General features: G+C 56.3%; 20 protein-coding genes and 3 pseudogenes. 15 read left to right on the forward strand and 8 right to left on the reverse strand.

Annotated features, from left to right (window positions below; translation table 11 throughout):
* Positions 1-93: 93 nt before the first annotated feature.
* Positions 94-873: a co-chaperone DjlA gene (gene djlA / locus MIH19_RS14030; protein ID WP_249005455.1), complete on the forward strand. Its 780-nt coding sequence runs from the start codon at positions 94-96 to the stop codon at positions 871-873.
* A gap of 58 nt (positions 874-931) precedes the next feature.
* Here djlA and MIH19_RS14035 read toward each other — a convergent pair whose 3' ends face one another.
* Positions 932-4,027 (reverse strand): efflux RND transporter permease subunit, encoded by a 3,096-nt coding sequence (locus tag MIH19_RS14035; RefSeq protein ID WP_249005456.1) that lies wholly within the window; start codon positions 4,025-4,027, stop codon positions 932-934.
* A gap of 3 nt (positions 4,028-4,030) precedes the next feature.
* Positions 4,031-5,113 carry an efflux RND transporter periplasmic adaptor subunit gene (locus tag MIH19_RS14040; RefSeq protein ID WP_249005457.1) on the reverse strand — a complete coding sequence of 361 codons (1,083 nt, stop codon included), beginning with the start codon at positions 5,111-5,113 and terminating at the stop codon, positions 4,031-4,033.
* A 338-nt stretch (positions 5,114-5,451) separates the two neighbouring features.
* Between MIH19_RS14040 and ilvG the strand changes: the two genes are divergently transcribed.
* A complete protein-coding gene (gene ilvG, locus MIH19_RS14045; protein ID WP_249005458.1) occupies positions 5,452-7,197 on the forward strand; it encodes an acetolactate synthase 2 catalytic subunit in 1,746 nt (581 codons plus the stop codon).
* Complete coding sequence (locus MIH19_RS14050) at positions 7,194-7,493, forward strand: ACT domain-containing protein (RefSeq protein ID WP_249005459.1); 300 nt, start codon at positions 7,194-7,196, stop codon at positions 7,491-7,493. Before ilvG ends, MIH19_RS14050 begins: the two co-directional genes overlap by 4 nt.
* Before the next feature lie 209 nt (positions 7,494-7,702).
* On the opposite strand, the gene MIH19_RS14055 is transcribed toward MIH19_RS14050, so the two are convergent.
* The 3 genes from MIH19_RS14055 to MIH19_RS14065 are packed head-to-tail and all read right to left on the reverse strand — an operon-like array spanning position 7,703 to position 10,900.
* Positions 7,703-8,896 (reverse strand): acetyl-CoA C-acyltransferase, encoded by a 1,194-nt coding sequence (locus MIH19_RS14055; protein ID WP_249005460.1) that lies wholly within the window; start codon positions 8,894-8,896, stop codon positions 7,703-7,705.
* A 53-nt stretch (positions 8,897-8,949) separates the two neighbouring features.
* Positions 8,950-10,101 (reverse strand): acyl-CoA dehydrogenase family protein, encoded by a 1,152-nt coding sequence (locus MIH19_RS14060; RefSeq protein ID WP_249005461.1) that lies wholly within the window; start codon positions 10,099-10,101, stop codon positions 8,950-8,952.
* Positions 10,102-10,138: 37 nt separating this feature from the next.
* Complete coding sequence (locus MIH19_RS14065) at positions 10,139-10,900, reverse strand: SDR family NAD(P)-dependent oxidoreductase (RefSeq protein ID WP_249005462.1); 762 nt, start codon at positions 10,898-10,900, stop codon at positions 10,139-10,141.
* Positions 10,901-10,992: 92 nt separating this feature from the next.
* Here MIH19_RS14065 and MIH19_RS14070 point away from each other — a divergent pair, with 92 nt between their 5' ends.
* The 12 genes and pseudogenes from MIH19_RS14070 to MIH19_RS14125 form a co-directional block, all read left to right on the forward strand.
* Complete coding sequence (locus MIH19_RS14070; RefSeq protein ID WP_249005463.1) at positions 10,993-11,406, forward strand: MerR family DNA-binding transcriptional regulator; 414 nt, start codon at positions 10,993-10,995, stop codon at positions 11,404-11,406.
* A 24-nt stretch (positions 11,407-11,430) separates the two neighbouring features.
* Positions 11,431-12,597 (forward strand): isovaleryl-CoA dehydrogenase, encoded by a 1,167-nt coding sequence (locus MIH19_RS14075; RefSeq protein ID WP_249005464.1) that lies wholly within the window; start codon positions 11,431-11,433, stop codon positions 12,595-12,597.
* A gap of 135 nt (positions 12,598-12,732) precedes the next feature.
* On the forward strand, positions 12,733-14,340 hold the full coding sequence (locus MIH19_RS14080; RefSeq protein WP_249005465.1) for a carboxyl transferase domain-containing protein: 1,608 nt from the start codon (positions 12,733-12,735) through the stop codon (positions 14,338-14,340).
* A gap of 13 nt (positions 14,341-14,353) precedes the next feature.
* Positions 14,354-15,187, forward strand: a complete 834-nt coding sequence (locus MIH19_RS14085) for an enoyl-CoA hydratase-related protein (protein ID WP_249005466.1) — start codon at positions 14,354-14,356, stop codon at positions 15,185-15,187.
* Positions 15,187-17,193 carry an acetyl/propionyl/methylcrotonyl-CoA carboxylase subunit alpha gene (locus MIH19_RS14090; protein ID WP_249005467.1) on the forward strand — a complete coding sequence of 669 codons (2,007 nt, stop codon included), beginning with the start codon at positions 15,187-15,189 and terminating at the stop codon, positions 17,191-17,193. Before MIH19_RS14085 ends, MIH19_RS14090 begins: the two co-directional genes overlap by 1 nt.
* A complete protein-coding gene (locus MIH19_RS14095) occupies positions 17,193-18,104 on the forward strand; it encodes a hydroxymethylglutaryl-CoA lyase (RefSeq protein WP_249005468.1) in 912 nt (303 codons plus the stop codon). Before MIH19_RS14090 ends, MIH19_RS14095 begins: the two co-directional genes overlap by 1 nt.
* A gap of 52 nt (positions 18,105-18,156) precedes the next feature.
* Positions 18,157-18,735: a peroxidase-related enzyme gene (locus tag MIH19_RS14100; RefSeq protein WP_249005469.1), complete on the forward strand. Its 579-nt coding sequence runs from the start codon at positions 18,157-18,159 to the stop codon at positions 18,733-18,735.
* A 13-nt stretch (positions 18,736-18,748) separates the two neighbouring features.
* Positions 18,749-20,452: an AMP-binding protein gene (locus MIH19_RS14105; protein WP_249005470.1), complete on the forward strand. Its 1,704-nt coding sequence runs from the start codon at positions 18,749-18,751 to the stop codon at positions 20,450-20,452.
* Between the two features lie 5 nt (positions 20,453-20,457).
* Positions 20,458-20,628 (forward strand): annotated as a pseudogene (locus MIH19_RS14110) (FAD-binding protein); the annotation flags it as partial.
* A gap of 80 nt (positions 20,629-20,708) precedes the next feature.
* A complete protein-coding gene (locus MIH19_RS14115; RefSeq protein ID WP_249005471.1) occupies positions 20,709-21,398 on the forward strand; it encodes an aspartate/glutamate racemase family protein in 690 nt (229 codons plus the stop codon).
* 153 nt (positions 21,399-21,551) lie between these two features.
* Positions 21,552-21,632 (forward strand): annotated as a pseudogene (locus MIH19_RS14120) (hypothetical protein); the annotation flags it as partial.
* Positions 21,626-21,796, forward strand: a pseudogene (locus MIH19_RS14125) (putrescine ABC transporter permease PotI); the annotation flags it as partial. The pseudogenes MIH19_RS14120 and MIH19_RS14125, both read left to right, overlap by 7 nt.
* A gap of 73 nt (positions 21,797-21,869) precedes the next feature.
* On the opposite strand, the gene MIH19_RS14130 reads toward MIH19_RS14125, so the two are convergent.
* The 3 genes from MIH19_RS14130 to MIH19_RS14140 all read right to left on the reverse strand — a co-directional run bounded on the left by MIH19_RS14130 (position 21,870) and on the right by MIH19_RS14140 (position 25,077).
* Positions 21,870-22,865 carry a branched-chain amino acid ABC transporter permease gene (locus MIH19_RS14130; RefSeq protein WP_249005472.1) on the reverse strand — a complete coding sequence of 332 codons (996 nt, stop codon included), beginning with the start codon at positions 22,863-22,865 and terminating at the stop codon, positions 21,870-21,872.
* Between the two features lie 2 nt (positions 22,866-22,867).
* The gene (locus tag MIH19_RS14135) at positions 22,868-23,755 is read right to left on the reverse strand and encodes a branched-chain amino acid ABC transporter permease (RefSeq protein ID WP_249005473.1); all 888 of its coding nucleotides are present in this window, start codon (positions 23,753-23,755) and stop codon (positions 22,868-22,870) included.
* A gap of 107 nt (positions 23,756-23,862) precedes the next feature.
* Positions 23,863-25,077 carry an ABC transporter substrate-binding protein gene (locus MIH19_RS14140; protein WP_249005474.1) on the reverse strand — a complete coding sequence of 405 codons (1,215 nt, stop codon included), beginning with the start codon at positions 25,075-25,077 and terminating at the stop codon, positions 23,863-23,865.
* Positions 25,078-25,125: the final 48 nt, after the last annotated feature.

The following is a 25,125-nucleotide window of genomic DNA, read 5'->3' on the forward strand; positions in this document are numbered from 1 at the left end:
GCGAAAAAATACCCTTTTAACGCGCCATTCATGTATTAAGTGGCAAAAACCCGTATATTTCCACGATCTAAATCTTTTACAAAGGATACCTTAATGCTGTTTGCAATCATTCTAGGCGGCCTGATTGGTTCGGCTTTTGGCGGCTTCGCCGGCTTCATTATTGGCGGCGCGATTGGTGCATTTTTACTGAACCGAATAAAAAGCCGGTTAATCGGAAAACTGCAGAATATTCAAAGCGGTTTTGTTGAGTCTGTGTTCGCGGTCATGGGTGCGGTGTGCAAAGCCGACGGCGTGGTTTCACAAAATGAAATCGCCGTGGCGGAGGCCATGTTTACCCGCTTTCGCCTGAACGAAAGCCAGAAGACCAACGCCCGCGCCGCGTTCAACCGCGGCAAAGCACCAGAGTTTGATCTGGACGCCGAACTGCAACGCTTTATGCGCGTCAGCGGCGGCCAGTCGGCTTTGTTGCAGATGTTTCTGCAGGTTCAGGTATCGGCGGTAGCCGCCGATGGTGTAGTGCACCCGGCCGAGCACGAGATGCTGGTTAAAATTGCCCGTGGCCTGGGGTTGCCGGAAAGCCAGGTTGACCAGCTGGAAGCCATGCTGCGTGGTGCCCATTACAGCCAGACCGGCGGCGGCCAGCGCTCCAGCGTTCAACAAAACGAAGACGCCTACAAGGTATTGGGGGTATCGCCGCAAGACAGCGATGACGACATCAAAAAGGTGTATCGCAAGCTGATGAGTGAAAATCATCCGGACAAACTGGCCGGCCGCGGCTTGCCAGAAAGCATGCGCGAAATGGCCGAAGAGCGCACCGGCGAAATCACCCACGCCTACGACGTAATCAAAGACGCCCGCAGTGCCAATAAATAGGGGCTCCCGGGGACAGATTTGAAATCCGTCCCCTAGCTCAGACCCCCAGGGACGGATTTCAAATCCGTCCCTTAGCTTGCCCCCTAGCTCCCAGCAACTGTTTCACTTTTTGCCCGCTTTGCTCACCCAGTACCAACAGCGCCGGTGTGAGTAGCAGGGTAAGCACCGTTGCGAACGTCAGCCCACCGGCAATGGCGCTGGACATCTGGGTCCACCATTGGGTGGATGGCGCGTTTAGCCCTAGCGACGGTGTAATCAAATCTACGTTTATGCCCAGCACCATCGGCATCAGGCCTAGTACGGTGGTTATGGCGGTTAGCAACACCGGGCGTAGGCGCAGGCAACCGGTTTCCAGCGCCGCTGCCGCCGGTTCCATGCCGTCGGCCCGCATCTGGTTGTAAGTATCAATCAGAATAATATTGTTGTTTACCACAATACCCGCCAACGCAATGGTACCCATACCCACCATCACAATGCCAAACGGCTGACTGTTCAGAAGCAGGCCCAGTAACACGCCAGCGGTAGACAGTACAATGGCCGACAAAATCAAAAAACTTTGGTACAGCGAGTTGAACTGGGTCACCAGAATCAGCAGCATCAGCCCTATGGCCACCAGAAACGCGTTAATCAGGAAGTTGGCCGCTTGCTGTTGATCTTCACTTTCGCCACCTTCAAGCACGGTTATGCCGTCCGGCAACTCAGGCATGTTAGCGAGCAGCTCTCGTAACGCCTCTTCCACTTGGCGACCGGGTTGCAGATCGGCTTTGATGGTGATGGTACGGCGGCCATCCACCCGCACGATGTTGCCGGTTTTATCACCGGGCTCCAGAGTTACAAACTGCGACAGCGGTACCTGGCCCCGTGAGGTGTTCAGAGTTTGCCGTTCCAGTTGATCCAGTTCACGCCAGTTGTTAGGAACGCGCACCACAATGTCCACTTCGTCGCGCACGTCTTCAGGGCGGTAATTGGCCAGCACCAAACCGTTGGTCACCAGCCGCACGGCGTTGCCGATGCTGGCCACGTCGGTGCCGAAACGGGCAGCCGCTTCGCGGTTCACCTTCAGGCGCCATTCAATGCCGTCAAGGCTGCGATCGTCTTCTGTGTCGACATAAGCACCCTGCTCCAGCATTTGCGAACGAATCGCGCTGACCGCGGCTTCCAGGTTGTCGGGATTACGGCTGCTGATCTGCAACTCAATCGGTTTGCCGCCGGCCGGGCCATCTTCCTGCTTACGAAACTCCAGCTCCACGCCTGGAATGTCGGCGGTGCGCTGGCGAAAATCCTCTAAAATAACGTCGGCGGCACGCCGGGTGTTCCATTCGTTAAACTGAAACTGCAGCACACCAATAACATCCGGCGCCATTTGCTGGCTGCCGCTGATCATCGAACGGCTGTACAAGGCACGCACCTCGGGCATGCCCTGTAAACGCCCGGCCACAGCCTGCACAATGGCGTCGCGCTCCCAAATGGACAAATCACCGCGGGCACGCACTTGAACCTGGGCCGACTCCGGTTCTACGCTGGGGAAAAACTCTACGCCGTGGTTTAACCGGCCATAGACGGCGTAAACCACGCCAATCACCAGAATCACCGCTAGCAGAGTCAGTCCGGGGCGACGCAATATGGCGGCCAGACTGTTGCGGTAAACGCCCATCAAACGGTTATCAGTGTGCACCGCCCGCGGCCGGCGACCGCCGCCAATGCCACCCAGCACCGGCAAAAACACCAGCGCCATCGCTAAAGACGCCAGCAGGCAGATAATCACCGTGATGGGCAAAAACTTCATAAATTCCCCGACCATACCGGGCCAGAACAACAAGGGCACAAACACCGCCAGGGTGGTCGTGGTGGAGGCGATAATGGGCCAGGCCATGCGGCTGGCAGCTTCACCCCAGGCGTTGTTAACGCTCAGGCCGTCTGACAGATTTCGATCTGCCAGCTCCGACACCACAATGGCGCCGTCTACCAACATGCCGGTCACCAGAATCAAGGAGAACAGCACAATAATGTTAAGGGTCATACCCATAGACCAGATCACCAGAATCGCCGTCAGGAAGGCGCCCGGAATGGTCAGGCCGACCAATATAGCGGCGCGCGGGCCCATAGTGGCGATGATCACGATGGTGACCAACACAATGGCGGTCAGCACGTTGTTCAGCAGGTCGGTTAGCATGTCCTCCACCTCGCCCGACTGGTCCATGATGTAACGGATATCCAGCTCGTCGGGCAGGCGTTCTTGCGCCGCCACGATCAATTCACGCACCTGAGCACTGGTCGCGATGATGTTGGCCCCGGAACGCTTGGACACTTCCAGCACCAGCGCCGGCTTACCGTTGATACGGGCAAAACCCTGGGGATCTTTGTAGCTGCGCTGCAGCATGGCGACATCACCAAAGGTGATTACGGTGTCGCCAGCTACCTTTACCGGTATCGACAGCACGTCTTCCACGTTTTCAATCACGCCCGGCACTTTCAACGTCATCCGGCCATTGCCAGTGTCGATGGAGCCCGCCGCTACCAGCTGGTTGTTGCGCGACACCAATGTGCCCAACTGATTAAAATCCAGGCCATAACTTTCCAACACCTGGGGGTCGACGACAATTTCCAGCAGATCTTCGCGATCGCCGGCAATGTCGACTTCCAAAACTTCCGGAATGGCTTCAATGGCGTCTTTCAAGCCGCGGGCGATGGTGATCAGCTCACGCTCGGCCAGCGGGCCGGAGAGGCCAATGGACATCACCGGAAACAGTGAAATATTCACTTCATTCACTCGTGGCTCATCGGCTTCCTGCGGCAGATTGCTGCGTGCGGTATCTACCTTTTCGCGCACGTCCTGCAAGGCTTTGTCGGCGTCGAAACCAGCGTCAAATTCCAGCATGACGGACGCAAAGCCTTCAGAGGCGTTCCCGCGCATTTCCTTGACCCCTTCCAAAGAGCGCAATTCCTGTTCCATCGGCCGTACCAGCAAACGCTCGGCGTCTTCCGGGCTGACGCCTTCAAGGCTCATGGACACATAAATCATCGGAATGGTGATGTCCGGATTGGCTTCTTTGGGAATTACCATGTAAGCGGCGTAACCGCCAATAACCAGAAACAACAGCAACAGCAACGTGGTGCGACTGCGGTCTATAGCTGCAAATATAAGGGAGCGCATGAGTTAGCCCTCGCCGCTGGTTGCGGCAACGGCCGTGACTTCTTCACCCTCGCTGACAAAGCCTGCGCCGCGAGTAATCAGGCGCAGGCTTTCCGGTAAGCCATCTACCCAGGCGCCATCGGTTTTCACGCTGAGCAGGCGAACCCGGGAAAACACCACTTTGTTGTCATCGCCGACGTGTTTTACGCCAGGCTTACCGTTGCTATCCAACGCCAGAAACGCCGGCGACAGGTGATGGGCGCTCACCTCGGGCAAGGCAATGGCCAGGTTGGCGCTGCCACCAGCGATACGCCTTTGTTGCGGGTTGTCTACCTCTACTTCGATCGCAAAGCTGCGGGTGCCGGTGTCGGCGGCGCTGGCTAAAAAACGAACACGCCCGCTTAATTCTTCGCCGTTCAGCAACCGCACACTGACCAGCTGGCCTTCAGCGACCTGGTGCACCGCTTGCTGGGGTATCTGGGCCGTGGCTTTTAGCCGGTCTACCTGAACTACGTGCATCAAGGCCGTGCCCGGTTGTACCCAATCACCCGCTTCTACGGATTTTTGGTTAATCACGCCATCAAAGGGCGCTTGGGGCGCCAAATCTGCAACCCCCTGATCGGCCATTTCCAATTCGGCTTTGGCCGCCGCCATTTCGCTTTCCAGCCCCAGCAAATCCGAATCAGACGCCAGATTACGGCTGCGCAAACTCTGGGCAGCGTTCAAATCCGCGTTCAGTTTGCGCACCCGTGCCTGCCAGCGACTGCGTTCGGCGCTGCGACCGTCGTCAGTGAGGGTGAGCAGCGTCTGGCCTTTACTAACGGTGTCACCCAGTCCGACCTCCAGTGATTTCACCGTGGCAGATATCCTGGCGGACACGGCAACGGATCGCCACGGCAACACCTGCCCTTGTACCAACAATTCGGGCTGATAATTGCGAGCGTTCAACGTTGTTACCTGTACCCGGGTCAGTTCGGTGCCCTGCTGCGCCAGTGGCTCCGGCGCTTTGGTTTCTGTCTGTTTGATGTCGCCGCTGGCCATCCAGACTAGCAACGCCACAATTAACACGACGGACAGGCCGACAGAGCTCCATTTGAATTTGTTCATACTGCTCTCATTAAAAAAACCGGTTGTTGCGAACACCACTAAAAAAACGGGTTGCCAAGCGCATAAAAAAGAGGTTAGATTCTACACAGTTTCGGTAAATGAATTTCGAAGAGATATGTATTAAATGAACTTTAACGCTGTTGTTATCCTAATGAAGCTCGTGCTGGTGGTGATGGTATCCCCCGGGGGCTTTTGCGTGGATACACAGTTGAGGCGAGATTTCTAAACCGACACTGCAAACACCAAAGCCCCCGGCACCGAAAGGTCCCGGGGGCTTTTTTTTGGCCTTTTTTGAAAGCACTTGTAACGGTAAACCGACAATAAAAGGAACTCAGACCATGAACGGCGCGCAGCACATACTCCAGGCTTTCCAGCGGCACAGTATTACCACGGTATTCGGCTACCCCGGCGGTTGCATCATGCCGCTGTACGATGCGCTGGTGGATGATGTGAGTGTGGAACATGTGCTGTGCCGCCATGAGCAAGGCTGCGCCCTGGCCGCTGACGGCTACGCCCGCGCAAGCGGCAACTTGGGCGTGTGCATTGCCACGTCCGGCCCGGGCGCTACCAACCTGATTACCGGCGTGGCCAACGCGTTTCAGGATTCGGTGCCGCTGCTGGTCATCACCGGCCAGGTGCCTTCGGAGCTGATTGGTACCGATGCGTTTCAGGAAACGGATGTACTGGGTATGACGCTGGGCATTGTTAAACACAGCTATCTGGTGGATGACGCCGACAGTTTGCCCGGCATTCTTGTTGAGGCCATTGCTTTGGCGCAAAGCGGCCGGCCAGGGCCGGTATGGATCGATATTCCCAAAGATATTCTGCTGACTCAGGTAAACCCGGAAGCAGCTGATCATGATAAGCGCGAGAGTTGTGAAAGCGCAGAGCCACGAACCGATTCGGCCATATATAGCGCCGCTATCGATAAAGGTATCAACGAAACTCTGCGCCTGCTGCGCGAGGCCCGTCAGCCATTATTGTACAGCGGCGGTGGCATCACGTTAGCCGGCGCTGAGGACAGCTTTCGCGAGTTTGCTGAACACTCGGCCCTGCCCGGTGTTGTCACTCTAAAGGGCATTGGCAACCCGGGCCGGCACAACCCGAACCACTTGGGCATGCTGGGCATGCACGGTTGTCGTGCGGCCAATCGCGCGGTGGACGAATGTGATCTGCTTCTGGTGATCGGCGCCCGCCTGGATGACCGTGCGACCGGCAAGCCGGAAACCTTTGCTCCCAACGCAAAGATTATTCACATCGATGCCGACAGCGCCGAGTTCAACAAGATAAAAGCCGCGGCTGTGACCATCAACGCGAATTTGAATGACGTGTTGAGCGCCCTTACCCGCGGGCTACAAGCACAGCCGTTGAGCATTGAAACCTGGCAGAAGCAATGCCGCACCTGGCTCACCACCGGTGGCTTTCAGGCTGCGGATAACGAGGAAGCCCTGGCGCCCATTACCGGCCCGGCGTTTGTGCGCCAGCTGTCCCGCATTGCCAGTGATGACACGATTATTTCCTGCGACGTAGGCCAACACCAGATGTGGGTAGCGCAGCATTATCAGTTCAATCACCCGCGCCAGCATCTGACCAGCGGCGGCCTGGGCACCATGGGTTTCGGCCTGCCAGCAGCCATTGGTGCGCAGTTCGCAAAGCCTGGTACGGCGGTTATAAACGTAGCCGGCGACGGCTCGTTCATGATGAATGCCCAGGAGCTGGCTACTATTCGCCGTTACCGGCTCCCACTGAAAATAATCATTCTGGATAACCAGTGCCTGGGCATGGTGCGCCAGCAGCAGGAGCTGTTTTATAACAACCGCGAAAGCCACATTAACCTGGACGACAACCCGGATTTTGTAGCCATGGCACGGGCCTTCGGTATTCCAGCGTTGCACATCAATCGCACCGATCAGATTCGCCGCGGTATTGAGACGATTCTGGCTTACAAGGGCCCGATGCTGTTGCACGTGGCCGTTGCTCGCGAAGAGAACGTGTGGCCCACAGTAAGACCCGGCGGAAGCAACCGCGACATGATCGAAAGTACGAAACCAGCGAAGAACAAAACCGAGGAGAATGCAGCATGAGTAAGGCCATACCATCCAACACAACGGTATCTAGCAAGACTGTCTCCAACCGGCATGTTTTGTATTGCCGTATGCAGTCCGAACCGGCTGGCCTTGAACGCTTGTGCCGCGTGGTGCGGGTTCGGGGTTTTCGGATTGCGGGTATGTCGGTTGAGTGCAGTGGGGAGCATTTTGATATTGCTCTGACGCTGGAGGGTAGCCGGCCGATTTTTATGCTTCAGTCGCAGTTATTGAAGCTGCATACGGTGGGTGAAGTTGTTCTTGGTGAAAGGCAAATGCGCTCGGTAGCCTTTTGATTTGGTGGTGGGTTCGCTTCTTAGCTTAATAGTTTCGAGGCGAACTCGCTTCGTAGCCTGATGGTTCAGGGGCGGGTTCGCGAGGTGGGGGTATCTTTCTGTCAGGGAAAAGGTGTTTGAGCGCAGCGAGTTCTTTTCCCAGAAGAAAGGTACCCCCGCCTCGGTGGCCTCCCCCCATGTCAAAACACAGAAGGAAGAACCGCCAAAAGTCAGATCAACTCAATAGCCACCGCCGTCGCCTCACCACCGCCGATGCACAGTGCAGCAACACCGCGCTTCAGGCCTTTTTGCTTCAATGCGTTGATCAGAGTGACCAAGATTCTTGAGCCGGAGGAGCCAATGGGGTGGCCGAGAGCGCAGGCTCCGCCGTACACGTTCACTTTATTGGCATCCAGGCCTAGTTCGTTGATGGCCAAAAGGGAAACGACCGCGAAGGCTTCGTTGATTTCGTAAAGGTCTACGTCGTCTTTGCCCCAGCCGGCTTTTTTCAAAACTTTGTCGATGGCGCCGATGGGGGCCAGAGTGAACTCTGCGGGTAGCTGGGCGTGGGTAGCGTGGGCGATGATTTTTGCCTGTGGGTGCAAACCGCGGGCTTTCGCTTCTTTTGCCGAAGCCAGTACCAGTGCTGAGGCGCCGTCGCTGATGGAGCTAGCATTGGCAGCGGTTACGGTGCCGTCTTTTTTGAACGCGGGCTTCAGCGTGGGGATCTTATCCGGGCGGGCGTTGCCTGGCTGCTCGTCGGTATCCACCACTGTGTCGCCACCACGACCGGCAACGCTGACTGCGCAGATTTCGGGCGCGAACCAGCCGTTGTCGATGGCGGCGTTGGCACGGTTGAGGGACTCGATGGCAAAGTTGTCCATTTGCTCACGGGTGATCTTATAGTCATCCGCGCTCTTTTGTGCAAAAACGCCCATCAGACTGCCTTCGTAGGCGTCTTCCAGGCCGTCGAGGAACATGCTGTCCATTACCTGGCCATGGCCCATGCGCATTCCGCCGCGAGCCTTGGGTAGCAGATACGGCGCCTGGCTCATGTTTTCCATACCACCGGCAATCATAATATTGTTGGTACCGGCTTTGATCTGGTCGTGGGCGAGCATTACCGCTTGCATACCCGAGCCGCACATTTTATTGACGGTGGTGCAGCCAGAGCTGTCCGGTATGCCAGCGCCGCGGGAAGCCTGTCGCGCAGGTGCCTGGCCGAGGCCAGCCGGCAATACGCAACCCATGATGACTTCATCAATGTCAGCCGGCTTCAGGCCGGAACGCTCTATGGCGGCTTTTATCGCAACCGCGCCCAACTGCGGCGAAGGTACGCTGCTCAGCGAGCCCATCATGCCGCCCATGGGTGTACGGGCGGCGCCGGCTATTACTACGAAATTATCATTAGACGTGTCAGTCATCGTTGTTTGTCCCCGTTTTATTGAAAGGTTTGGTTGTTATTGGCCATCGTTAATCAGGCGCGGCCGAAAATTGAGCGTGCAATAATTTCCTTCATGATTTCCGACGTACCGCCATAAATGCGCTGCACGCGAGCATCCGCGAAAGCTCGTGAAATCGGATATTCACTGGTGTAACCATAACCGCCAAACAACTGCAGGCAACCATCGGTCACCCGACACTGCATTTCGGTTGCACTGTATTTGGCCATAGACGCAGTGGCGGCATTCAGAGTGCCGGCGACGTATTCGTTGATGCACTGATCTACAAAAGCCTTATTGATGCGGTATTCGGTTTCCATGCGGGCCATTTCAAAACGGGTGTTCTGCAGCTGAGCCAACTTCTGGCCGAACAGCACCCGCTCCTGACAGTAAGCAACGGTCAGGTCCAGAGCACCGCGGGCCGCTGCCACACCCAGCGCGCCAATCACCAGGCGTTCGCGGGGCAGTTCCTGCATCAAATAAGCAAAGCCTTTGCCGGCCTCGCCCAATAACGCCGACGCAGGCACCCGCATATCAGCAAAAAACAGCTCGGAGGTATCACCGGCATGCTGGCCAATCTTGTCCAGATTGCGACCAACGCCATAACCCTCCAGCGTGGTGTCCACCAGAAACAGGCTGACGCCCTTGGCACCGGCGGAGGGATCGGTTTTTGCCGCCACAATCACCATGTCTGCGTGCTGGCCATTGGTAATGAACGTTTTGGAGCCGTTCAAAATGTAGTCGTCGCCCTCTTTTACGGCACTGGTGCGCATGGCCTGCAAATCACTGCCGGCGCCGGGTTCGGTCATGGCGATGGCACCCACGGTTTCACCTGAAACCATTTTTGGTAGCCACTGCTGTTTTTGCTCGTCGTTGCCCAAGTGGCTCAGATAAGGCGCGACAATGTCAGAGTGCACCATCACATTAGTAGACAGCGCGCCAAAGCCCATCCGCGCCAGTTCCTCGCTTACCACTACCGAATACTGGAATGGCGCGCCGCAGCCGCCGCAGTCCTCGGGCACGTCTACGCACAGCATGCCGGCGTCGCCTAGAGTGTTCCAAAGCTTGCGGGGGGCAATGCCGTCTTTTTCCCATTGCTCGTAGTGGGGTTTAATTTCTTTTTCCAGTGCCTTGATTACCGACTCACGGAACAACGCTAATTCTTCTTGATCGACAATCGCAGTCATACAGACTCCTACTCATAATAAATTGCTGAAAGACCGTTTATCTCGGAGCCATACGCAAAGCGCTATCAAGACGGATGACTTCACCGTTCAACACCGGGTTACGCACCATCTGGTCCACCATCATGCCAAACTCTTCCGGCTTACCCAGGCGTTTCGGAAACACCAAGGTTGCCGCCAGGCTGTCTTGTACTTCCTGCGGCATGCCGGCAATCATCGGCGTCATAAACAGCCCGGGGGCAATAGTGTTCACCCGAATGCCCTCACGCGCCAGCTCACGGGCGGCCTGCAGAGTTAAGGCAACAACGCCGCCCTTAGACGCACTATAAGCTGCCTGACCAACCTGGCCTTCATAAGCGGCAATAGACGCGGTATTGATAATAACGCCCCGTTCACCGTCGGCATTGGGCGCACGCTGAGCCATATCCGCCGCTGCCAGCCGCAAAATATTAAAGGTCCCAATCAGGTTAACTTGCACCACCTTGCTGAAATTTTCCAACGGCAAAACGCCTTCGCGCCCTAAAATTTTGCCAGCGGTAGCCACGCCTGCACAGTTTACGACCACGCCGCAAAGCCCATGGGCCTCACGGGCTTTAGCAAATGCCGCTTCAGCACTTGCGGCGGAACTGACGTCGCACTCAACAAAGATTCCGCCCAACTCTTTTGCAACCGCTTCACCGCGTTCTTTCTGTAAATCAAAGATCGCTATTTTACAGCCGGCTGCCGCCAGCGCCCGCGCTGCACCCTCGCCAAGGCCAGATGCACCACCTGTTACAATAGCCGCTACGTTCTGAAATTCCATCGGATACTCCCGTCGCTGTGGATAACAATACAATCAAATTGCTTTACGTTTACGTAAACTTTAACTAACCTGACAAAAAAAGGAAATACTCAATGGTTCAAAAGAAAACCTACAGCATCAGCGAACTGGCTCAGGAGTTCGATGTAACAACCCGTAGCGTTCGCTTTTATGAAGATCAGGGCTTGCTAAAGCCCAGCCGTAGGGGCCAAACCCGCATCTTCAGCTCCAAAGACCGGGTGCGCCTGAAACTGATCCTGCGCGGTAAGCGCATGGGGCTGTCGCTGGCCGAGACCAAAGAGTTGTTTGACCTGTGGGATGAAACCACCAGCGGTAACGAAAAACAGCTGTTGCTGATGCTGCAAACCATCACTCGCCGCCGCCAGGCGCTGGCGCAGCAAAAAGAAGACATCGCCATTGTGGAAATGGAAATGGAAAACGCCGAGGCCCGCTGCCTCGAAGCATTAAGCGAACTGCAAATGAAAAAACAGACGGCAACACAGCGCTGACGCCCCAACAACACGGTGACCATCATGAAATCGCAATACTCGGAACTGAACTTCGGCCTTGGTGAAACCCTGGACATGCTGCGCGAACAAATCAACGGTTTCGCGGCGCGCGAAATCGCACCGCGTGCGGCAGACATTGATCAGTCCAACGAATTCCCCATGGATTTGTGGAAAAAGTTTGGCGACATGGGCCTGCTCGGCATCACCGTCGACGAAGCCTACGGCGGTTCCGGCATGGGCTACTTGGCCCACGTAATTGCGATGGAAGAAATCAGCCGCGCCTCCGCATCGGTAGGCTTGTCTTACGGCGCTCACTCCAACTTGTGTGTGAACCAGATTCACAACAACGGCACCGAAGAGCAGAAACAACACTATCTGCCCAAGCTGCTCAGCGGCGAACACATAGGCGCTTTGGCCATGTCTGAGCCCAACGCCGGTTCCGACGTAATTTCCATGAAACTGAGCGCCAAAGACGCCGGCGACCACTACGTGTTGAACGGCAACAAAATGTGGATCACCAACGGCCCGGATGCCCACGTTTACGTAATTTACGCCAAAACTGACGTCAAAGCCGGCTCGAAAGGCATCACCGCCTTCATCGTAGAACGCGACGCACCTGGCTTCAGCCGCCACCAGAAACTCGACAAACTGGGCATGCGCGGCTCCAACACCTGCGAACTGGTGTTTCAAGATTGCAAAGTACCCAAAGAAAACATCCTCGGCCAACTCGGTGGCGGTGCCCGAGTGCTGATGAGCGGCCTCGACTACGAGCGTCTGGTACTTGCAGGTGGCCCGCTGGGCATTATGCAAGCCGCCGTGGACGTGGTTGTGCCCTACATCCGCGAACGCAAACAGTTCGGCCAGGCCATCGGTGAATTCGAACTGGTACAAGGCAAAGTAGCTGACATGTACACCTACATGAACACCGCTAAGTCTTACGTCTACATGGTCGCCCAATCCGCTGACCGCGGTGAAACCACCCGCAAAGACGCCGCCGGTGCGATCCTCTACTCCGCCGAAATGGCCACAAAGCTGGCCCTGGACGCAATCCAGCTGCTGGGCGGCAACGGCTACATCAACGACTACCCCACCGGCCGCCTGCTGCGCGACGCCAAGCTGTACGAAATCGGTGCCGGCACCTCGGAAATTCGCCGCATGTTGATTGGACGAGAGCTGTTTTTGAACAAGTGAAACTCTAGGGACAGATTTAAAATCTGTCCCTTTTCAAACGCGCAACCAATCTACAACGAGGGTCTGGGGTGTTTAGCGTTCCGGGAAACGCTCCAGACCCGATGCACCGAAACCCGATGCACGGAAACCAAGGCTATGACAATACTCCAAAGCAAAATCAACTCCAGATCTGAAGAATTTCAGGCCAAACACCAATCCATGGCCGACGCCGTAGCCGACCTGCGGGAAAAGGTTGCCACCATCCAACAAGGCGGCGGCCCCAGCTACCAGGAACGCCACATCGCCCGTGGCAAACTGCTACCCCGGGAGCGCATTAACCGCCTGCTGGACGACGGCTCGCCGTTCCTCGAAATCGGCCAGCTCGCCGCCTACAACGTTTACGAAGACAACATACCCGCCGCAGGCCTGATCGCCGGCATCGGCCGCGTTAGCGGCACCGAATGCATGATCATCGCCAACGACGCCACCGTAAAAGGCGGCACTTACTACCCGATCACCGTCAAAAAACACCTGCGGGCCCAGGAAATCGCCCTCGCCAACCGCCTGCCCTGCATCTACCTGGTAGACTCCGGCGGCGCCTACCTGCCGCGCCAGGATGAAGTGTTCCCCGATCGTGATCACTTCGGCCGCATCTTCTACAACCAGGCCCGCATGTCCGCCGAAGACATCCCCCAGATTGCTGTGGTGATGGGCCTGTGCACCGCCGGCGGCGCCTATGTACCGGCCATGGCCGACGAATCCATCATCGTGCGCAACCAGGGCACCATATTCCTGGCCGGCCCGCCGCTGGTGAAAGCCGCCACCGGTGAAGTGGTCAGTGCCGAAGATCTGGGCGGTGCCGACGTGCACTGCAAAGTGTCCGGTGTGGCCGACCACTATGCCGAAAACGACGCCCACGCCCTAGACATCGCGCGCCGCTGCGTGTCTAACCTGAACCGCCGTAAACCCGCAGACGTGCAAATTCGCAAACCCAAAGCGCCCCTGTTCGACGCTAGCGAAATTTACGGCATCGTCGGCACCGACCTGCGCAAACAGTTTGACGTGCGCGACGTTATCGCCCGCGTTGTAGACGGCTCGGAATTCGATGAATTCAAACGCTATTACGGTCAGACTCTGGTCACCGGCTTTGCCCATGTGCACGGCTATCCCGTAGGCATTATTGCCAACAACGGCATACTGTTCAGCGAATCCGCCCAAAAAGGCGCGCACTTCATAGAACTTTGCTGCCAGCGCAATATTCCGCTGCTGTTCCTGCAAAATGTGACCGGCTTTATGGTGGGCCAGAAGCACGAAGCCGAAGGCATTGCCAAACACGGCGCCAAAATGGTGATGGCCGTCGCCTGCGCCAACGTGCCAAAAATTACCGTACTGATCGGCGGCAGCTTCGGCGCCGGTAACTACGGCATGTGCGGCCGCGCCTACAGCCCTGATTTCCTGTGGATGTGGCCCAACGCCCGCATTTCCGTAATGGGTGGCGAGCAAGCTGCCGGGGTTCTGGCACAGGTTCGCCGCGACGGCATGGAACGCGATGGCGAAACCTGGAGCCAGGACGACGAAGCCGCCTTCAAACAGCCCATTATTGACACCTACGAACACCAGGGCCACCCCTACTTCGCCAGTGCCCGCCTGTGGGACGACGGCGTGATAGACCCGGCCCAAACCCGCGAAGTATTGGCGCTGAGCCTGTCCGCCACGCTTAATCGCCCCGCCCAGCCAACACGCTTCGGCGTGTTCCGCATGTAACGGGGGAATAACCATGACCGATTTGAACTCTAACCCAAACTCTGGCTCAAACTCGGCCGTTTTGATCAACACCCGCAGCGCCGGCGTGACCGAGGTGGTGCTGAACCGCCCCGAAAAACGCAACGCCTTTGACGACGTGATCATCGGCCAGCTGATTGCCGCGTTCCAACAGATCGGGCAAGACAGCGGCACTAACGTGGTGGTACTGCGCTCCGAAGGCAAACACTTTTCCGCCGGAGCCGATCTGGGCTGGATGCGGCGCATGGCCGACAACAGCCAGCAGGAAAACCTGAACGATTCACGCCAGCTCGCGCGCCTGATGTCGGTGCTGAACAGCCTGCCACAGCCCGTGATCGGACTGGTTCAGGGTGCCGCTTTTGGCGGTGCCGTGGGCCTGGCAGCCTGCTGCGATATTGTGATTGCGACCGAACAAAGTAAGTTCTGCTTAAGCGAGGTGAAGCTGGGGCTGATTCCAGCCGTGATCAGCCCTTACGTGGTGCGCGCCATAGGTGAGCGCCAAGCGCGGCGCTATTTTTTGACGGCGGAAGTATTCGATGCCTATCAGGCCTGCGAGTTCGGGCTGGTGCACATCGTTGCGACAGACAACGACGACCTGCAAACCCGCTGCGACCAAATGCTGCGGCAGCTTGCTGGCAATGGCCCCCAGGCCATGGGCGCCGCCAAAGCGCTCATTTTTGCCGTCAGCCAACAACCGCTAAGTGCAGATGTGATTGAAGACACGGCCCGGCGCATTGCCGATATCCGCGTGGGACAAGAAGGCCAGGAAGGCCTTGCCGCTTTCCTTGAAAAACGTGCCGCCAGCTGGGTTCCGGAGGACCAACACTGATGTTTACAAAAATACTGATCGCCAACCGCGGCGAAATCGCCTGCCGGATCATAGAAACCGCACACGCCATGGGTATTCGCTGTGTGGCTGTCTATTCCGATGCCGACGCCAACGCCCGCCACGTGGCCATGGCCGACGAGGCCTTTCGCATTGGCCCCGCCGCCAGCTCTGAAAGCTATTTGCGCGGTGATATCATTATTGAGGTCGCGCTGAAAAGCGGCGCCCAGGCCATTCACCCCGGCTACGGATTTCTGTCCGAAAACACCGGTTTTGCCGAGTCCTGCGAGGCTAATAATCTGGTGTTTATTGGCCCTCCCTCCTCGGCCATAGCGGCCATGGGTTCCAAATCTGCCGCCAAGGAGATTATGGGCAAAGCCGGCGTGCCGCTGGTACCCGGCTACCACGGTGCCGACCAGGCACTGGAAACCCTGCGCGCCGAAGCCGAAAAGTGCGGTTTTCCGCTGCTGTTAAAGGCCGTTGCCGGCGGCGGTGGCAAAGGCATGCGAGTAGTGGAGCACATAGGCGAGTTTAATGAAGCCCTGGCCGCCGCTCAGCGTGAGTCCAAAAACGCGTTCGGCAACCCGGATATGCTGATCGAGCGCTATCTGACCCAGCCTCGCCACGTGGAAATTCAGGTGTTTTGCGACCAGCACGGCAACGGCGTTTACCTGGCCGAACGCGACTGCTCGGTACAACGGCGCCACCAGAAAGTGCTGGAAGAAGCACCCGCACCCGGCCTCAGTGATGAAACCCGCAAAGCCATGGGCGACGCCGCGGTCACCGCCGCTAAGGCCATCCAATACGTTGGCGCCGGTACCGTCGAATTCCTGTACGACGTCGACGGCTCGTTCTTCTTTATGGAAATGAATACCCGGCTGCAAGTCGAGCACCCGGTCACCGAAATGGTCACCGGCCAGGATCTGGTGGAATGGCAATTAAAAGTGGCCTGGGGCGACCTGTTACCACTAGCGCAGGACGACGTAAAAATCCGTGGCCACGCATTGGAAGCGCGGATTTACGCCGAAGACCCGGACCAGGACTTTCTACCCGCCACCGGCACCCTGCGCTATTTGACCACGCCCGATGAAAACGCCCACGTACGGGTAGACACCGGCGTGACCGAAGGCGACGAAATCAGCATTCATTACGACCCGATGATTGCCAAACTGATTGTGTGGGATGAAACCCGGGAACAGGCCATCAACCGCATGGTGCAGGCGCTGGAGAGCTACCGCATCGCAGGGGTGAAAACCAACATCCGCTTCTTGCACGCTCTGGCCGACGCCCAGCCCTTCCGCGAGGCCAAGCTGACCACCGGGTTCATCGACGACCACCACGATTTGCTGTTCCCGAAATCACGGCTAGACACTCAAAAAGCCCTGGTACTGGCCGCAGGCTTCGTACTGGAACAACGTAAAGCCGGTGAAGTGAACGCTCAGGATCCCTGGTCGCCGTTTGGCCGCCAGAACAGCTGGCGCATGAACTCGGAATACGCTCAACCCTTGCAGTTCAAAGTGGGCGACGACGTCCACGAACTGAAGGTGTTGGAGCAAGACGACGGCTATCAGGTGACGGTAAACGGCAGCCTTTACAACCTGACCGCGCAGCTCGACGACGATCATCTGCAAGCGGTGGTTAACGGCCACCGCCTGAGCGTGCACGGCAACCTGCATAACGATCAACTGGTCTTGTTCCATCAAGGGCAGACTTTCCCGTGTGTGGTCTATCGTGAAACCTACGGCTTTGAAGAAATGGCCAGCGAAGGCAGCTTGGCCGCACCCATGAACGGCGCAGTAGTCGCGATTCAGGCGAAAGTAGGCGATAAAGTAGTCAGCGGCCAAACTCTGGTGATTATGGAAGCTATGAAAATGGAGCACGCCATTAAGGCGCCAGCCGATGGCGTAGTCACCGACATTTTTTACGCCGAGGGTGATCAGGTAGCAGAAGGCGCCGAATTGATCGCGGTGCAAGTAGAGACTGAAAGCGAGCAACAGGAGGCAGGCTAATGGCCTTTCCCAAGCGTGTACGACTGGTAGAGATGAGCCCCCGCGATGGCTTGCAGAATGAGCCCGGCCCGGTAATTCCTACCGCGGTCAAGGCGCGGTTGATCAAGCGTTTAGTGGACAGCGGGCTGACACATGTGGAAGCCGCCAGCTTTGTATCACCACGCTGGGTGCCGCAAATGGCCGACGCCAGCGATGTGATGGCACTGATCGAGCGCAAACCCGGTGTGTGCTATTCGGCGCTGACGCCCAACCTGCGTGGCTTTGAAGGCGCTCTGGCCGCGGGTGCCAGCGAAGTGGCGGTATTTGGCGCGGCTTCAGAATCGTTCAGCCAGAAAAACATTAACTGCTCCATCACCGAAAGCCTTGAGCGCTTTGCTCCGGTCATGGAAGCCGCAAAGCACAACGGCATTCCGGTGCGTGGTTACGTGTCCACCGTGCTGGGCTGCCCTTACGAAGGCGAGATTGCCCCGGCCAAAGTGGCCGAAGTGGCCAAAGCCCTGTTTGACATGGGCTGCCATGAAATTTCACTCGGCGACACCATTGGCACCGGCACCCCGGCCAAGGCCAAGCGTATGCTCGAAGCCGTTGCCCGTCATGTGCCGGTTGAACACCTGGCGGCACACTTTCACGACACCTACGGCCAGGCCCTGGCCAATCTGTACGCGGTATTGGAGGAAGGCGTGGCGGTGATAGATGCGTCCGTTGCCGGCCTGGGTGGCTGCCCCTACGCCAAAGGTGCGTCTGGCAATGTGGCCACCGAAGACGTGCTGTACATGCTGGACGGACTGGGCATTGAAACCGGCGTCGATTTGCACCAGTTGGTGGCGACAGGAAACTGGATCAGCCATCGCCTGAAGCGCCGCAACGGCTCCAAGGTCGGACTGGCTCTGGCAGAACCTGACGCTCGCTAATGGCACTTTGAAGTTCATAAATAGCACTTTGAAATTCATAAAAGGATTTGGCATGAACCCTAAAAACAACGCCGTCGCTCTTGATCTTCCTGTTCCCGAAGTTGCCGAACTACCGGATGACGTTCGCAAGTACTTTGAGATATGCCAGGAAAAGCTGGGCATGATTCCAAACGTACTGACCGCCTACAGTCAGAATCTGAAACAGCTGGATGGCTTCTCTCGCCTTTACAACGAGCTGATGATGGGCGAAGGCGAGCTCAGCAAGCTGGAGCGGGAAATGGTGGCCGTGGTGGTGTCCTCGGAGAACAAATGCTTTTACTGCCTGGTGGCCCACGGCGCCGCAGTGCGTGTTCTGAGTGGCGACCCGACGTTAGGCGAACACCTGGTAATGAACTACCGGACTGCAACCCTGGATAAACGCCAGCAAGCCATGCTGGATTACGCCTCGCACCTGACCCGCTCGCCCGCCACCGTCGGCGAAGAGCAGGTGCAAGCCTTGCGCGATGCTGGCTTTAGTGACGTCGGCATCTGGGATTTGGGCAACGTGATCGGTTTCTACAACATGTCGAACCGCGTGGCCATCACCAGTGATATGCGACCCAATCCCGAGTACCACAGCCAGGCCCGCTAAAAGGAGGCAGACAATGACTCAGACTCTTCCAGGTAATCCTTTACCCAGTTATAGCAGCGGCCCATCCACCACCCCACTGCTGGGCATGACCATTGGTGAAATGCTGGACCGCACCGCTGGAAAGTTTCCCGATAACGAAGCCCTGGTGTGCCTGCATCAAGACATTCGCTGGACCTATAAAGAATTCGCGGCCAAGGTCAACCAGGCCGCGCGAGCTTTTCTGGCCATCGACGTCAAGCGCGGCGATCGGGTGGGCATCTGGTCACCCAACCGTTACGAATGGACCGTTACCCAGTTTGCCACCGCCAAGATTGGCGCCATTCTGGTGAATATAAACCCGGCCTACGGTGCCCATGAGCTGGAATATGCCATGAACCTGTCGGGCATCAGCGTGCTGGTCACCGCTGACCGATTCAAAGCATCTGATTACCGTAAAACACTCTATGAACTGGCGCCCGAACTGAAAGCCAGCGCCGCTGGCAAAATCAAAGCCCGGCGTCTGGAAGACCTGCGCGCGGTCATTAACATGGACACCGAACAACACGCAGGCATGTGGAGCTGGGAGGAATTTATCGAATTTTCCGGCCAGGTGGAGCAGCAGGAAGTCGACAAAATTCAGAACCAACTCCAATTCGACGACCCTATCAACATCCAGTTCACCTCTGGCACCACCGGCAGCCCCAAAGGCGCTACCCTTACCCACCACAACATTCTTAACAACGGCTTTTTTGTGGGCGAAAGCCAGCGTCTTAGCGAGAAAGACCGGTTGGTGATTCCGGTACCCCTGTACCACTGCTTTGGCATGGTGATGGGTAACCTCGGCTGCGTCACTCATGGTTCTACCATGATCTACCCGGGTGAGGGCTTCGAGCCAAAAGCCGTGTTGCAGGCCGTGCACCAGGAAAAAGCGACTGCGCTTTACGGCGTGCCCACCATGTTCATTGCGGAATTGGCAGAGCCAGAGTTTGAAACCTACGACTTGTCGACCCTGCGCACCGGCATTATGGCCGGCTCTATCTGCCCGGCCGAGGTGATGAAAAAGGTCAACGGCAAGATGAACATGAAGGAAGTTCAAATTGCCTACGGCATGACCGAAACCAGCCCGGTGTCTACCCAGACCAGCTCCCAGGATCCGTTCGAGAAACAGGTAACCACAGTAGGCCGCACCCAGCCCCACCTGGAAAGCAAAATTGTTGAGCCGGCCAGTGGCAACATAATGCCCCGCGGCGAGATTGGTGAGCTGTGCACCCGCGGTTACAGCGTCATGCTGAGATATTGGAACAACGCCGAAAAAACCCGCGAAACCATAGACGATGCAGGCTGGATGCACACCGGCGACCTGGCCACCATGGATGAGGACGGCTATATCCAGATTGTCGGCCGCATAAAAGACATGGTGATCCGCGGCGGCGAAAACATCTATCCGAAAGAAGTTGAAGAGTTTTTGTACACCCACCCGTCCATTGAAGAAGTTCAGGTGACCGGCGTTCCAGACGAAAAATTCGGTGAAGAACTGGTGGCTTGGGTGAAACTTCGGCCCGATGCAGACTCGGTCGGTGCCAATGATCTGATCGCCTTCTGCAAAGGCAAAATCGCCCACTACAAGATTCCGCGGAACTACAAATTTGTGGAGGCGTTCCCGATGACGGTGACCGGCAAGATCCAGAAGTTCAAAATGCGGGAAATGTCCATCGAAGAAATGGGGTTGAAAAAATAGCACCTATGCCAAGTTCCATGTCGCAGCCAAGCCCAAAGCCCAGCTCCATTCGCGTTGGCCATCGTTACCGCGCCAACCGCCTTAAAGGCCCCTACGATGCCATTGTGATTGGCTCTGGCATTGGCGGCCTGGCTGCGGCGGCTTGCATGAGCAAACTGGGCAAAAAGATGTTTGTAGGCTGATACCCTCTTTGCCTGAGACACGCACTCATTATTTTACGCCCAGGAAACCGGCGCGTTGCTAACAAGGAGTTTGCATGAAAACCATTGGCCTTATCGGCGGCATGAGCTGGGAGTCAACTCAAACTTATTACCGTCTGATTAACCAGAAAGTACGCGAACAGCTCGGTGGGCTCCACTCGGCAAAACTCATACTCTACAGCGTGGACTTTTCCGAGATTGAAGCGCTCCAGCACCAGGGCGACTGGGAGGGAGCGGCCAAAATACTGGTCGCCGCAGCGCAATCCGTGCAATCCGCCGGGGCCGATTTTCTGGTTATTTGCACCAACACCATGCACAAGGTCGCCCCGCAAATTGAGCAGGCCACGGCCATGCCCCTGCTTCATATTGCCGACGCCACCGCTAAAGCGCTGCTCAGCGATGGAATAACCTCGGTGGGACTGCTTGGCACCCAATTCACAATGGAACAGGCGTTCTACCGGGAACGGCTTGAGCAGAAGGGCATCACCGTTATCATTCCAAATCATAACGAACGGACTGTGGTGCACCGAATAATCTACGACGAGTTGTGTCAGGGCATCGTTAATCCTGAGTCAAAGGCCGCGTATCTTGATGTGGTCGCTGGATTGGCCGCTCGAGGGGCGCAGGCCGTTATTTTAGGGTGCACCGAGATCGGCCTGCTAATCCAGGCCTCCGATACACAGGTTGCGCTTTATGACACAACAGACATTCATGCCGATCAGGCTGTTGCGCTCGCGCTGAATTGAACGTGTCGAGCCTGACCCTAAACGACTCACCAAAATGCCCCGGGAAGGCTACGAACCTGCGATCACCCTCAGTCGCCAGGGCGAGAAACACACCGATCCGTAAAAACCTAAAGCCCGCAACTAAAATTTTTGTAGCGCTCTGTGCGTCCTCGTGTTGGTGACGTTTATGACAGCAACGAAGTGCTGGAAGCCGCCCTCTTGTCGGGCCGCTCCGGCTACGATTTGGCGGTGCCACCACCCTACCCATGGTGGTGTTCTCGTCGGTGCGCATGGGTGTGTCGCCAAAGATTAACGCGCTGGCCACGCTGATCATTCTGGTGGTATCTCTGGTGGCGTTTATAGCCTGGTACATTATGCGCCTTAACGAAAAAAGGCGGCGCAGCGACCGCCTTTCTTAATGCCAGAACCGGGGACAGATTTTCGACCAAACCGGGGACAGACTTGAAGTCTGTCCCCTACCTTATATCGTGCTTAACCGATATTTTTCTTCATGAACTTCTGTACCTGGCCAACAATCCCGCTCTGGAACATCATTACGGTCAGTACAAAGATAGCGCCAAGAATCGCATCTACCCAGTCAGCCAGCGGGCCTTGCGACAGCTGGTATTCGAGGTTAACCACAAAAGCCGCGCCCACCACCGGGCCCAGCAGGGTTCCGGTACCGCCCAGCAACGTCATCAGAATAACCTCGCCCGACATATGCCAATGGGCGTCGTTAAGGGACGCCAGCTGGAATACCACGGTTTTCATGGATCCGGCTAAACCGGCCAGGCCTGCTGAAATCACAAAAGCGATGATCTTGTAACGGTTGACGTTATAGCCCAGGGAAATCGCCCGTGGCTCATTCTGCTTGATGGCTTTGAGCACCTGGCCATAAGGGCTGCCCACAATCCGCTGCACCAGAAGATAGCCGGCTAAAAACACCGCCAGCACAAAATAGTACATGTTGAGATTATCGTTCAAATCGATCAGCCCCAGAAACTGACCACGGGGTATGCCGTGCAAGCCATCTTCACCGCCGGTGAAACTCGATTGCACAAAGAAGAAGAAGACCAGCTGCGACAGCGCCAAGGTGATCATCGCAAAGTAGATACCCTGGCGACGAATAGCCACCAATGCGAAGCCGAAACCGAGCAAGGTTGCTACCAGTGTGCCGGCGATAATGCCAAGCTCGGTACTCAAACCCGAAAAAGTGGTTAACAGATAACCGGTGGTGTAGGCACCGCTGGCCAAGAAGGCTGCATGGCCAAACGACAGCAAACCGGTGAAGCCCAGCAGCAGGTTAAAAGCAACCGCAAACAGGGCAAAGCACAGGATTTTCATCAGAAACACCGGGTACATCACCATCGGTGCCGCCACAAGCAGAACCAGCAACACCAGATTCAGTATCAGGCGCCTGCGATGTTCTGATTTTTGCTGATCGAGCATGGTTTTGTGAATATCAGCCGGATTTACGGAATTGCTCATGGTTACGCCTCCTTTCCAAACAAGCCGGATGGACGCACAAAGAGCACAACCACCATCACCAGAAAAATCACTGCCGACGAGGCCGGTGGGTAGAAGGTTTTGGTCAACCCCTCAATCACGCCCATCAGAACGCCGGTAATGATCGCACCGGAAATCGAGCCCATACCGCCAATCACCACCACCGCAAACACCACAATGAGAATATGCGAGCCCATCACCGGTGTGACTGAGTAAATCGGTGCCGCCAGCGCGCCGGCAAAAGCCGCCAACATAACGCCGAAGCCATAAGTGAGGCTAACCAGCAAAGGCACGTTAATGCCGAAGCCCTGCATTAATTGCGAATCTTCGGTGCCGGCCCGCAGATAAGCACCAAGCTTGGTTTTTTCAATCATGAACCAGGTGCCAAAGCACACCAATAGCGCAATCACGATAACCCAGGCGCGATAATAAGGCAGAAACATGAAGCCCAGATTCATACCGCCCTTGAACACGTCAGGCATGGAGTAACGCAAGCCAGACACGCCGTACATGTTAGTCAGCACGCCCTGAATGATCAGCGCGACGCCAAAGGTTAACAAGAGACTGTAAATATGATCCTGACCTGCGATTTTACGCAGCAGGAAATACTCGATAGCAACACCCACGCAGCCCACCAGAATTGGCGCGACAAACAGCGCCGCCCAATAGCTAATACCCAGGGTATCGAACAAAATGACTGTCGCCATGGCGCCGAGCATGTACAGAGCGCCGTGGGCAAAGTTGATAATTTTCAGAAGACCAAAAATCACAGCGAGGCCCAGGCTCAACAACGCGTAAAAGGCTCCGTTAATCAGCCCAAGCAGTAACTGGCCGAAGAGCACAGCGACGGGGATTCCCAGAATCATGGACATGTAGCTAACTCCAAAAGCAATGCAGGGGGCACCGGAGGTTGGTGCCTGTTCTGCTTGATTCCGAGGGCTCCCCGCCGCGAATGCCGGGAGCCCCGTGGTTCAACCGCTTACTTGCTGGTTATCAGCGGGCACTTGCTTTCAGACAGTGGGCGGAATGCTTCGCCTCCTGGAATGGTGCGGATGATCTTATACAGATCCCATTCATTTTTAGACTCGGCCGGGGTTTTTACTTGCGCCAGGTACATATCGTGAACCATGCGGCCGTCTTCACGAATGCGGCCGTTGGTGGCAAACATGTCATTGATGGGTGTGGCCATCATCTGCTTACGCACTGTTTGAGCTTCGTCTGAACCCGTAGCTTTTACCGCGTTCAGATATTGAATGGTGCTGGAGTAGATGCCGGCATGAATCATGGTTGGGCGCACTCCGGTTTTTTCCATAAAGCGATCGGACCAGGCACGGGCGTCGGCATTCATGTCCCAGTACCAGCCAGTGGTTAGCTGAATACCTTGAGCCGCTTCCACGCCCAGGGCATGAACGTCGGTGAGGAACAACACAAGAGCCGCCAGGGTCTGACCGGACTGGGTAAGACCAAATTCACTGGCGGTAGTAATGGCGTTTGTGGTGTCTGCACCGGCGTTGGCCAGAGCCACAACATCAGCTCCAGAGCCTTGGGCTTGCAGAATAAATGACGAGAAATCTGGCGTCGGGAACGGGTGACGAATAGAACCAATGATCTCACCACCGTTGGCTTCCACTACCTTTGTTACGTCGGCTTCAAGAGATTGGCCAAAGGCGTAATCGGCAGCAAGAATGAACCATTTTTTACCGCCTTCTTTCACGATGGCGCTGGCTGTACCGTTAGCCAGTGGGTAGGTGTCGTACACATAGTGAATGTGGTTAGGCGTGCAATGCTCGTTGGTAATACTGGAGGACGCAGACCCGGACACAATGCCCAACTTGCCACTTTCTTCCAGAATGTCGATGACCGCAATAACAACTGACGATGCCACCAGGCCGGCAATCAAATCAACGTTATCATTTTCAACCCAACGACGCGCGGTGCTGGAAGCCACATCGGGGCTGTTGCGGTCATCGGAACTTATGACTTCAATCTTGGCGCCATTGACCGTGCCACCGAAGTCTTCGATTGCCATTTTGAGGGCGACTTCACCGTTGGGGCCAGCGAAGTCCCGGTAGGTACCCGACATATCTGCCAGGTAGCCGATTTTAACCATATTGTCCGATATGGCTGCTTGGGCACCACCGACCAGCATGGTTGAGGCAATGGCCGACGTCAGGAGCTTTTTCATAATTGTCATTGTTGTATCTCCATTAATGTCTTTGTTTTTGTTGTCTTCTTATGGCTC

Origin of the sequence: Marinobacter sp. M1C, from assembly GCF_023314135.1 — a bacterium.
In the GTDB taxonomy this organism is placed as follows: Bacteria; Pseudomonadota; Gammaproteobacteria; order Pseudomonadales; family Oleiphilaceae; genus Marinobacter.